Below are 8,744 nucleotides of genomic sequence, written 5' to 3'. Positions count from 1 at the left end.
GCGGCACCCGTCTGCAATCGAGGTGTATGGGGTGTTGTGGGTGGGCGGCGACCCAGGTGAGAGGGCCGCGCCGCGGGCGGCGGCTGGCGCCGCCGGCGGTCCCCGTCGGGTGGGGGGTGGTGGAGGTGGCGGACATCAGGAGAGGGCCTTGTCCCACTTCTCGGCGAGGGCGGCCTTGGCCTTGTCGAGTTCCTCGGACGCGGGGAACGCCGGGGTGCCCTGGACCTGGGGCAGCTTGGCGACGGCGTCCTTGTCGGCGGTGCCGTCCTGGGTCATGACGGGCAGCAGCACCGGGCGGGCGTAGCCCTTGAGCCACAGGTTCTGGCCCTCGGCGCTGTAGAGGAACTCCATCCACAGGCGGGCGGCCGCCGGGTTCGGGGCCTCCTTGTTGATGGCCTGCGAGTAGAACTGGGCGAAGACGCCGTCGGTGGGGACGGCGACCTTCCAGTCGACGCCCTTGCCCTTGAACTGCTGGGCGTAGCCGGCGTTCAGGTAGTCCCAGTCGATGGAGATGGGCGTCTCGCCCTTCTCGACGGTGGCCGGGGTGGACTCGACGGGGATGAAGTTCCCGCTCTTCTTCAGCTGCCCGAAGAAGTCGATGCCGGGCTGGATGTCGCCGAAGGAGCCCTTGTTGGCGAGGGCGGCCGCGTAGACGCCGCCGAAGGCGGAGCCGGACTTGGTGGGGTTGCCGTTGAGGGCGACCTTCCCCTTGTACTCGGGCTTGAGCAGGTCCGCGAAGGTCTGCGGGCAGGTGGGGACGCGGGCGGCGTCGCAGCCGATGGAGACGTAGCCGCCGTAGTCGTTGTACCAGCGGCCGTCGGCGTCCTTCTGGCCTGCGGGGATCTTGTCCCAGGCCGCGACCTTGTACGGGGCGAACAGGTTCTCGGCGGCGCCGCTGCGGGCGAAGGCGATGCCGAGGTCCAGTACGTCGGGGGCGCGCTTTTGGCCCTTGCGGGACTTGACGGCGGCGATCTCGTCGGAGCTGGAGGCGTCCGGGTTCTCGCTGTTGACCTTGATCTTGTACTTGGCCTCGAAAGCCTTGATGATCTCGCCGTAGTTCGCCCAGTCCGGGGGCAGCGCGATCACGTTGAGCTGGCCCTCCTTCTGCGCGGCGGCCGTGAGGGCCTCCACGGAGCCGAAGTCGGCCGCGGAGGTGGCGGCGCCCGGCTGCTTCGCGTTCTTCGCGTCGCCGGTGGCACCCGCGGGCTGCGGGTCGGGGGCGGCGCCGCAGGCGCTGAGCGTGGTGAGGACGGCGGCACTGAGCAGTACGGCCGCACCGCGACGGGCGGAGGAACTGAGCACGGTCTCTCCCGGAGACAGATCCAAAAGGGGGTCGTTCACTTGTCTGAACAAGTTGACTCCAGTTCGCCCGGGCCCGCTGTACGGACGGTGAACGGCGCCCGTCGCCGGGAGCACGACTCGGGGAAGAGACGAGAATGGCCGGAACCAGCCGTGCCCGGAGCTGCTGGAGTGATCATGGAGGGGCCGGGGTGCCGCGGTACGGGCTCCCGGCACCCGGCACACCGGCGGCGGGCACACCCCGCCGGCACACATCCGCGACGAGGGGGAGAACGGCATGGGCACGGTCCGGTACCTGGAGATCGCCGCCGCGCTGCGCGGGGCGATCGCGTCCGGCGAGCTCCCGGTGGGCGGGCGGCTGCCCTCCGAGAGCGATCTGGCGGCCCGCTGGTCCGCCTCGCGCGGCACGGTCCGCCAGGCGGTCGCGACCCTCGCCTCGGAGGGCCTGATCGGTTCCCGTCAGGGAGCGCGCCGGATCGTGCTGCGGCACGAACGCCGCCACAGTTTCGGCGAGTTGAACAGTTTCGCCCAGTGGGCCGAGGGCGTGGGGCACGAGGCCGGAAGCCGTTTCCTGTCCCGGATCCGGCGGCCCGCCACGGCCGAGGAGGCGGAGCGGCTGCACCTGGCGCCGGGCACCGGGATCCTGGCCGTGCTGCGGCTGCGCCTGCTGGACGGGGAGCCGGTCATGGTGGAGCGGACGGCGTACGCCGACTGGGTCGCGGCGGCGGTCGAGGCGCTGCCGGCGGACTGCCGCTCCGTCATGGACGCCCTGGCCGAGGGCTCGGGAGTGGTGGCCCACCACGGCGAGCACCTCATCGACGCGCTCGCGGCGGGCAGCGAGGACGCCCGCCTCCTGGGGATCCGGCGCGGCAGCCCGCTTTTGCGCCAACGGCACGTCTCGGCGACGGCGGCCGCCCGCCCCATCGAGTGGTCCGACGACCGCTACCGGGCGGGCAGCGTGACCTTCAGTGTGAGCAACTCGGCGGTAGCAACCCCCTTGGAACGCCGGGCAGGAGACCACTGAGACCCTCCCTCCGCCGCCCCCGGCCCCGTGCTGGTGCGCTCCGGCGCGGCCGACCTCGCTCCGGCCTGTACCTCGACGGGCCGCCGCCCGTCCCGCCGGACCTGCGCCCCGGGGCCGAAGATCGCCGGAACGGGTCAGCGGCGCGGCCCGCGCGGGTGAAAGAGCGGGCCCGGCCCGTTCCGCTCCGCGGGGCCGTCCGTTGGGGGAGGCATGCGCACTCCGATAGACGCCCCGATACACGCCCCGACCGACGCCCCGGTCCCGCCCGCCGCCGCTCACCGCGATTCCTTCGCGGAGCTCGCGGCGGAGGCCGGCCCCGACCCCCTGCCCCGCATACGGGCCGCGCTGCGGGGCGACGTCCTCGCCGTCGGCCTGGCCGGGGAGTTCGACCACTACTCCTGCGCTCCCCTGCACCGGCTGCTCGCGGACGGCGCCGCCCGCGGCGCCCGCCGTCTCGTCCTGGACGCCGCCCGCGTGACCTTCTGCGACTCGGCCCTCCTGCTCGTACTGGACCGGTGGGTCCGGGCCGGCGGCCGCGTGGAGGTCGCCGCCGGCTCCCGGGCCGTCCGGGTGCTGATGGAGCTGGCGGCGCGCCTGCCCCTGCCGCCCGGCGGCGGGTTCAGACCGTAGCCGCCTGATCCGCGCCCTGCCGCTCGACGATGCGGCCGTCGCACAGTTCCACGACCCGGTCGGCGAGTTCGATCAGGACCGGGTCGTGGGTGGCGACGAGGACGGTGACGCCCTCGCTGCGCACCACGGCCCGCAGCAGCCCCATGATCTGCCGCCCCGTCTCGGAGTCGAGCTGTCCGGTCGGTTCGTCCGCGATGATCAGGTCGGGCTCGTTGGCCAGGGCACGGGCCACCGCCACGCGCTGCTGCTGACCGCCGGAGAGCTCCCCGGGACGCTGTCCCGCGTGCTCGCTCAGACCCACCAGGGCGAGCAGGGTGCGGGCCCGTTCCTCGCGCTGCGCCGCCGGCACCTTGCGCAGGCGCATCGGGACGCCGACGTTCTCGGCGGCGGTGAGCACCGGGATCAGGCCGAAGGACTGGAACACGAAGCCGATCCGGTCGCGGCGCAGTTCCAGCAGCCCGGCCTCGTCCAGGCCCGCCAGGTCCGTGCCGTCGAGGGAGACGGTGCCGCGGGACGGGGCGTCGAGACCGCCGACCACGTTCAGCAGGGTGGTCTTGCCCGAGCCGGACCGGCCCTTGAGCGCGGTGAGTTCACCCCTTCGCACGTCGAACGAGACACCCCGCAGCGCGTGCACGGCCTGCTCTGCGGTGCCGAAGCTGCGGTACACGTCGGCCACCCTCAGAATGGGTTCCGACGTGCTCTCCCCGTGCTGCGTCATCGTGTGCGCTCCCCCTGCGATCGGCCTTCCGGCGGTGTCCGAGACGCCGCCCATTCGCATTTGCTCACCCGTCACATCGATCGCGCAAGTCCCTTCCGCCCTGCGTTGGCATCTGGCAGCATCGTCCGCTATCCGGTACCAACGGTCCGGATGGGGGAGGAAACAGGCACATGCTCGGCTTCGTCACGCGCCGGCTGCGCGGGCGACTGCCGCTCGCCGGCGCCGTACTGCTCACCGTTCTGATCACCACGACCGTGCTGACGGCGCTGTTCGCCTTCACCCGCGGCGTCGGCGACGCGGGGCTCCGGCAGGCCCTCCAGGGCCCGGACCACTCCCGCGCCACGGTACTGGTCGGCGCCGAGCACACCACGGCCTCCCGCGCGGCCGACGACCAGGCCGTACGCGCCTTCTCCGGTGAACTGTTCGGCCGGCTGCCGGTCGGCGTCGAGAGCGTGGCCCGCAGCCGTCCCTACGGACTGCCCGGCGCGGCCTCCCCCGGCAAGCAGGCCGACCTGACCCTGCTCGCCTCCCTCGACCGCGCGCGCGTACACCTCCTCGCGGGCGAGTTGCCCGCGGCCGCCCCGGGGCCCGGCCCGCTCGCGGTCGCCGTGCCCCGGGCGGCCCTGGCCCGGCTGGGGCTGACCGAGGCCGCACTGCCCGCCGAGGTCCGGCTGGAGGACCGGTTCGGCGGCGCCCCGCTCACCGTCCGGGTCACCGGCGTGTACCTGGCCGCCGACCCCGGTGCCCCGTACTGGCGGCTCGACCCGCTCGGGGGGCGCGGGCTCCAGGTCGGCGGGTTCACGACGTACGGGCCGCTGCTGGTGGACGACTCCGCCTTCACCTCCGGCGCCCTCGCGCAGAACGGCCGCGCCTCGCTGCTGGACCCCGACTTCTCCGCCGTCGACGCGGGCGGGGCCGAAGCGGTCCGCGGCCGTGCGGCGGGACTGGCGGACGGGGCCCCCGAGGGGTCCGGGGTCAAGGCCCCCGCCGGGTTCCAGGTCACGACGCAACTCCCCGCCCTACTGGCCGAACTGCGCTCCGGGCAGGCCGTCGCCCGTTCCTCGCTGCTGGTCGGCGCGCTCCAGCTGGCCGTGCTGGCGGGGGCGGCGCTGCTGCTCGTCTCCCGCCTCCTGACCGACCGGCAGGAGCCGGAACGGATCCTGCTGACCGCGCGCGGCGCCTCCCGGCTGCGGCTGGGCGCCCTGGGCGCGGCCGAATCGCTCCTCCTCGCCCTGCCCGCCGCCGTCCTGGCCCCGCTGCTCTCGCCGCCCCTGCTGGGCCTGCTCGCCGGCTTCGGCCCCCTGTCCGCGGTCCCCCTCGACACCTCGGGCACGTGGCTGCTGTGGCCGGTCGCGGCCGGCTGCGCCCTCGGGTGCGTGCTGCTGACCGCACTGCCCGCCGCACTGCGCGGCGCGGGGGCCGCCGCGCTGCGCCGCAGCGGCCGCCGTCAGGCGCTCGTCGCCGGGGCGGCCCGGTCGGGCGCCGACCTGGCGCTGGTGGCCCTCGCCGTCCTCGCGTACCGGCAGCTCGCCCGGTACGGCGGCGGGCAGGGTCCCGCGGACGGGACCGGTGACCCCGCCGGGCTCGGCGTCGACCCGGTGCTGGTCGCCGCTCCGACGCTGGCCATGTGCGCCGGCACCCTGCTCGTCCTGCGGCTGCTGCCCTTCGCCGCCCGGCTGGGCGGGCGAATCGCCGCGCGCGGCAGCGGGCTCGGGCCGGCCCTCGTCGGCTGGCAGCTGGCCCGTCGGCCGAAGCGGTCCACCGGGCCGGTGCTGCTGCTCGTGCTCGCCGTCTCCAGCGGTGTGCTGGCGCTCGGCCAGCACAGCGCCTGGTCCGCGTCCCAGCGCGACCAGGCCGACTTCGCCGCCGCCGGCGGCCTGCGGATCTCCGGCAGCGAACTGAACCCCCTCGGCCGCGGCGGCCGGTACGCCGCGCTGCCCGGCGGCGAGCGCGTCGTCCCGGTGGTGCGCACGGTCCAGGACCTGCCCGGTGGCAGGCCCGCCCAGGTGCTCGCGCTGGACGCCGCCGGTGTCGCCGACCGGGTGCCGCTGCGCGCCGACCTGCGCGACGGACGCCCGATGCGGGAGCTGTTCGCGCCGCTGGCGGCGGCCGGCCCGGCCGGCGGGAACGCCGTCGAGCTGCCCGGGCGGCCGCACCGGATCGACGTGGACGTGACGGTGCGGGCGCCGGCGGGTGCCTCGCAGGCGGGCCTCGGACTGCTGCTGCGGGACCGGTTCGGGCTGACGTTCCGCTCGCCGATGCTCCGCCTGCCCCAGTCCGGGGACGGCACCGTCTCCGTGGACGTCGGCGCGCTGGCCGGGGCGCCGCTGGGCGCTCCCGCCGCTCCCCTGTCGCTGGCGGGGCTGGTCGTCTCGTACGGCGCGGAGTACTACGGCACCTACCGGTTCCCGCCCGAGGACGCGGAGGCACCCGGGGAGCTGGCCGTACGCCGCCTCGGCGTCGCCGACGGCCCCGGCGGGCCGTCCGTGACCGTACCGGTGCCGGCCGGGGCTCCCGGCTGGACTCTGAAGACCCCGCTGCTGAACGGCGGCGCCCCCGCCGCGGAACTGCTGCCCGCCCCGGACGGCGCGGCGGAGCTGCCGCGGCTGCGCTACCACGGTGGCGGGGACACCGCCGGCGGCATCCAGCTCGGGCTGGTCCCGGGTGCCGCGCCCGCGCCCGAGCTGCCGGGCATCGCCACCCGCGGCTACCTCGCCGCCGTCGGGGCCGGGGTCGGCGACCTGGTCCCCGTCCCGCTGGGCGGGGCCACCGTCCCGGTCCGGGTGACCGCGGCCGTCGGCTCGCTCCCGGTGGCCGGCGACACCGCGCTCGCCGTCGACCTGGCCGCCGCCGGACGGCTGCTGGCGGCCGGCGGCGGACTGGAGCTGCCCCCGGCCGGCGAGTGGTGGCTGCCCGCCGCGTCGCCGTCCGACCCCGCGCCGGAGCGCGCGGCGGCCGAACTGCGCGCGGGCGCCGGGTCCCAGCAGGTGGAACTGCGCGAGGAGATCGCCGCCGTGCTGCTGGACGACCCGCTGAGCGCGGGCCCGCAGAGCGCGCTGGCCGCCCTCGCCGTGGCCTGCGCGGTGCTGGCGGCGATCGGCTTCGGTGCGGCCGCAGCGGCCGCCCGGCGCGAGCGGGCCGCGGAGTTCGCGGTGCTGCTGGCGCTCGGCACGCCCCGCCGGAGACTGGCCCGTACGGCCGCCGCCGAAGGCGGTCTGCTGGTGGGCCTGGCCACCGCCGTCGGACTGGGACTGGGCGCCGCCGTGGTCCACCTGGTGGTGCCGCTGGTGGTGCTGACCCCGGCCGCGCGCCGGCCCGTACCGCAGGTCCTGGTGGACCTGCCGGGCACCCAGACCCTGCTGATGGCCGCCGCGATCGCCGCGGTGCCCCTGCTGTCGGCCGTCCTCGCCGGCCGGTACGACCGAGACGTGGCCGCCCGGCTGCGGCACGTGGAGGAGATGTGACCGGCCCTGCCCCCACCGCCGGCGAGCGACGGCGCTCCCGGCCCGCGCCCTGGGTGCGGACCCGGCTGAGCGCGGCCCCGCTGGCCGCGCTCCTCGCCGCCGCCCTGGCCTTCGTCGCCGTACTGCCGGCGGCCGCGCTCCCGCGGGCCGTGGACCGCAGCGCCGACCACGCCCTGCGCTCCTACCTGCACGAGCGGGGGCCGAGCGAGACGAGCCTGACCGCCGTCGTCTCCGCACGGTACGGACAGCTGACCCCGGCGGAGATGGACTCCGTTCTGGCGGAGCTGCGCGCGCGCACCGGCGGCACCTTCCGGCTCGACCCGAGCGGTCCGGTGCACGGCGTGCGCGCGTTGCAGGGCCGCGCCCTCGCCAACCCGGGCCTGGCCCGGCCCGAGGGCGTCGCCCCGCGCCTGAGCCTGCTGCACCTGCCCGGGATCGCGGCCCACACCCGGCTGGTGGCCGGCCGCTGGCCGCAGGGCGGGGCGCCCGGCGCGCCGGTCCCAGTCGCCCTGTCGCTCCATGCCTCCGAAACCCTCAAGGCCCCGCTGGGCACGGTGCTGGAATCCGTGGCCGACCTCGGCACGAGCGACCGCGCGGAGGTCGTCGGCCTGTACGACGCCGACCCCGCCGACGCCTACTGGACCGACCTCCCCTGCCTGACCAAAGCCTGCCAGAACGTGACGGTCCCGCCGGAACCGAAGATCTTCTGGGAGACCGCCGCCGTCGTCGGGGCGGACTCCATCGGCCGGCTGGCGCCCTGGGGCCGCGGCGCCGACTACTTCTGGCGGCTCCCGGTGGACACCTCGGTCCTGCGCGCCGACCGGATGCCCGGTGTCGAACGGGAGGTCGCCGCGTTCGTCGCGGGCCCCACCGCCTCCGCGCTGGCCCTCGCCGTCAAGCGGCCGGACCTGCGCATCACCTCGCGCCTGCCCGAGCTGTTCACGCGGGCCGAGGCCCGGCGGCAGGCGGCCGCGCCGCTCGCGGCCATCGGCCCGGCCGGTGTCGCCGGGGTGGGGGCCGTGGTGTTCTGCCTGGCCGCCGCGCTCGGCGGCGACCGGCGCGAGGCCGAGCTGCGGCTGCTGCTCGCGCGCGGCGGTTCGCGCCGGTCCATCGTGCGCCGTCTGCTCGGGGAGGGCGCCGTCACCGTGCTGCCCGCCTCCGCGCTCGCCTGCTGGCTCGCCCTCGTCCTGCTGCCGTCCCCGCGGGCGACGGCCTCGCTGCTGGCCGCCTCGGCCGTCGCGCTCCTGGCCCTGCTGGCCTTCCCCGTACGGGCCTTCGTCCTGCTGTCCGCGCCGCGCGGGCGCAGCCCCCGGCGGCGGCTCGTCGCCGAGCTGCTCGTCGGGGCCGCCACCGCCGCGGCCGTCTTCGAGGTGCGCCGGCGCGGGGTCGCCCCGGCCGGGGCCGGGCTGGACCCGCTGCTGGTCGCGGCGCCGCTGCTGCTGGCGCTGTCCGGCGGGCTGTTCCTGGCCCGCGTCCAGCCCGTGCTCGTCGGGGCGCTGGCCCGGGCCGCGGCCCCGGGGCGCGGCGCGAGATCGGAAAAGCAAAAAAAAAAAAACCAAACAAAAAAAAAAAAAAAAAAAAAAAAAAAAAAAAAAAAAAAAAAACCCAA

The 8,744-nt window shown here is 76.0% G+C and carries 5 protein-coding genes and 1 pseudogene; 4 read left to right on the top strand and 2 right to left on the bottom strand.

The window, feature by feature from the left end:
- Positions 1–135 precede the first annotated feature (135 nt).
- Positions 136–1,302 (bottom strand): ABC transporter substrate-binding protein, encoded by a 1,167-nt coding sequence (locus ABT106_RS29275; RefSeq protein ID WP_502979519.1) that lies wholly within the window; start codon positions 1,300–1,302, stop codon positions 136–138.
- A 274-nt stretch (positions 1,303–1,576) separates the two neighbouring features.
- Here ABT106_RS29275 and ABT106_RS29270 point away from each other — a divergent pair, with 274 nt between their 5' ends.
- Complete coding sequence (locus ABT106_RS29270; protein WP_351283313.1) at positions 1,577–2,323, top strand: GntR family transcriptional regulator; 747 nt, start codon at positions 1,577–1,579, stop codon at positions 2,321–2,323.
- Positions 2,324–2,533: 210 nt separating this feature from the next.
- Positions 2,534–2,953, top strand: a complete 420-nt coding sequence (locus tag ABT106_RS29265) for an STAS domain-containing protein (RefSeq protein WP_351283310.1) — start codon at positions 2,534–2,536, stop codon at positions 2,951–2,953.
- Here the strand turns inward: ABT106_RS29265 and ABT106_RS29260 are convergent.
- A complete protein-coding gene (locus ABT106_RS29260) occupies positions 2,943–3,671 on the bottom strand; it encodes an ABC transporter ATP-binding protein (protein WP_351283307.1) in 729 nt (242 codons plus the stop codon). The two genes, ABT106_RS29265 and ABT106_RS29260, sit on opposite strands and share 11 nt — an antisense overlap.
- A 170-nt stretch (positions 3,672–3,841) precedes the next feature.
- On the opposite strand from ABT106_RS29260, the gene ABT106_RS29255 reads away from it, so the two are divergent.
- Both ABT106_RS29255 and ABT106_RS29250 read left to right on the top strand, forming a co-directional pair.
- The gene (locus ABT106_RS29255) at positions 3,842–7,135 is read left to right on the top strand and encodes an FtsX-like permease family protein (protein ID WP_351283305.1); all 3,294 of its coding nucleotides are present in this window, start codon (positions 3,842–3,844) and stop codon (positions 7,133–7,135) included.
- Positions 7,132–8,744 (top strand): annotated as a pseudogene (locus tag ABT106_RS29250) (hypothetical protein); the annotation flags it as partial. The gene ABT106_RS29255 and the pseudogene ABT106_RS29250, both read left to right, overlap by 4 nt.

Source organism: Streptomyces sp. NPDC002044 (assembly GCF_040296725.1).
Lineage (GTDB): Bacteria > Actinomycetota > Actinomycetes > Streptomycetales > Streptomycetaceae > Streptomyces > Streptomyces antarcticus.
Note: the sequence above shows the minus strand (reverse complement) of the source record. Positions and strands in the feature narration are given on the sequence as shown.

Excerpts from the sequence above, each read along its gene's own strand:
- ABT106_RS29265 (WP_351283310.1), top strand. The coding sequence starts at position 2,534 with ATGCGCACTCCGATAGACGCCCCGATACACGCCCCGACCGACGCCCCG.
- ABT106_RS29255 (WP_351283305.1), top strand. The coding sequence starts at position 3,842 with ATGCTCGGCTTCGTCACGCGCCGGCTGCGCGGGCGACTGCCGCTCGCC.
- ABT106_RS29260 (WP_351283307.1), bottom strand. The coding sequence starts at position 3,671 with ATGACGCAGCACGGGGAGAGCACGTCGGAACCCATTCTGAGGGTGGCC.
- ABT106_RS29270 (WP_351283313.1), top strand. The coding sequence starts at position 1,577 with ATGGGCACGGTCCGGTACCTGGAGATCGCCGCCGCGCTGCGCGGGGCG.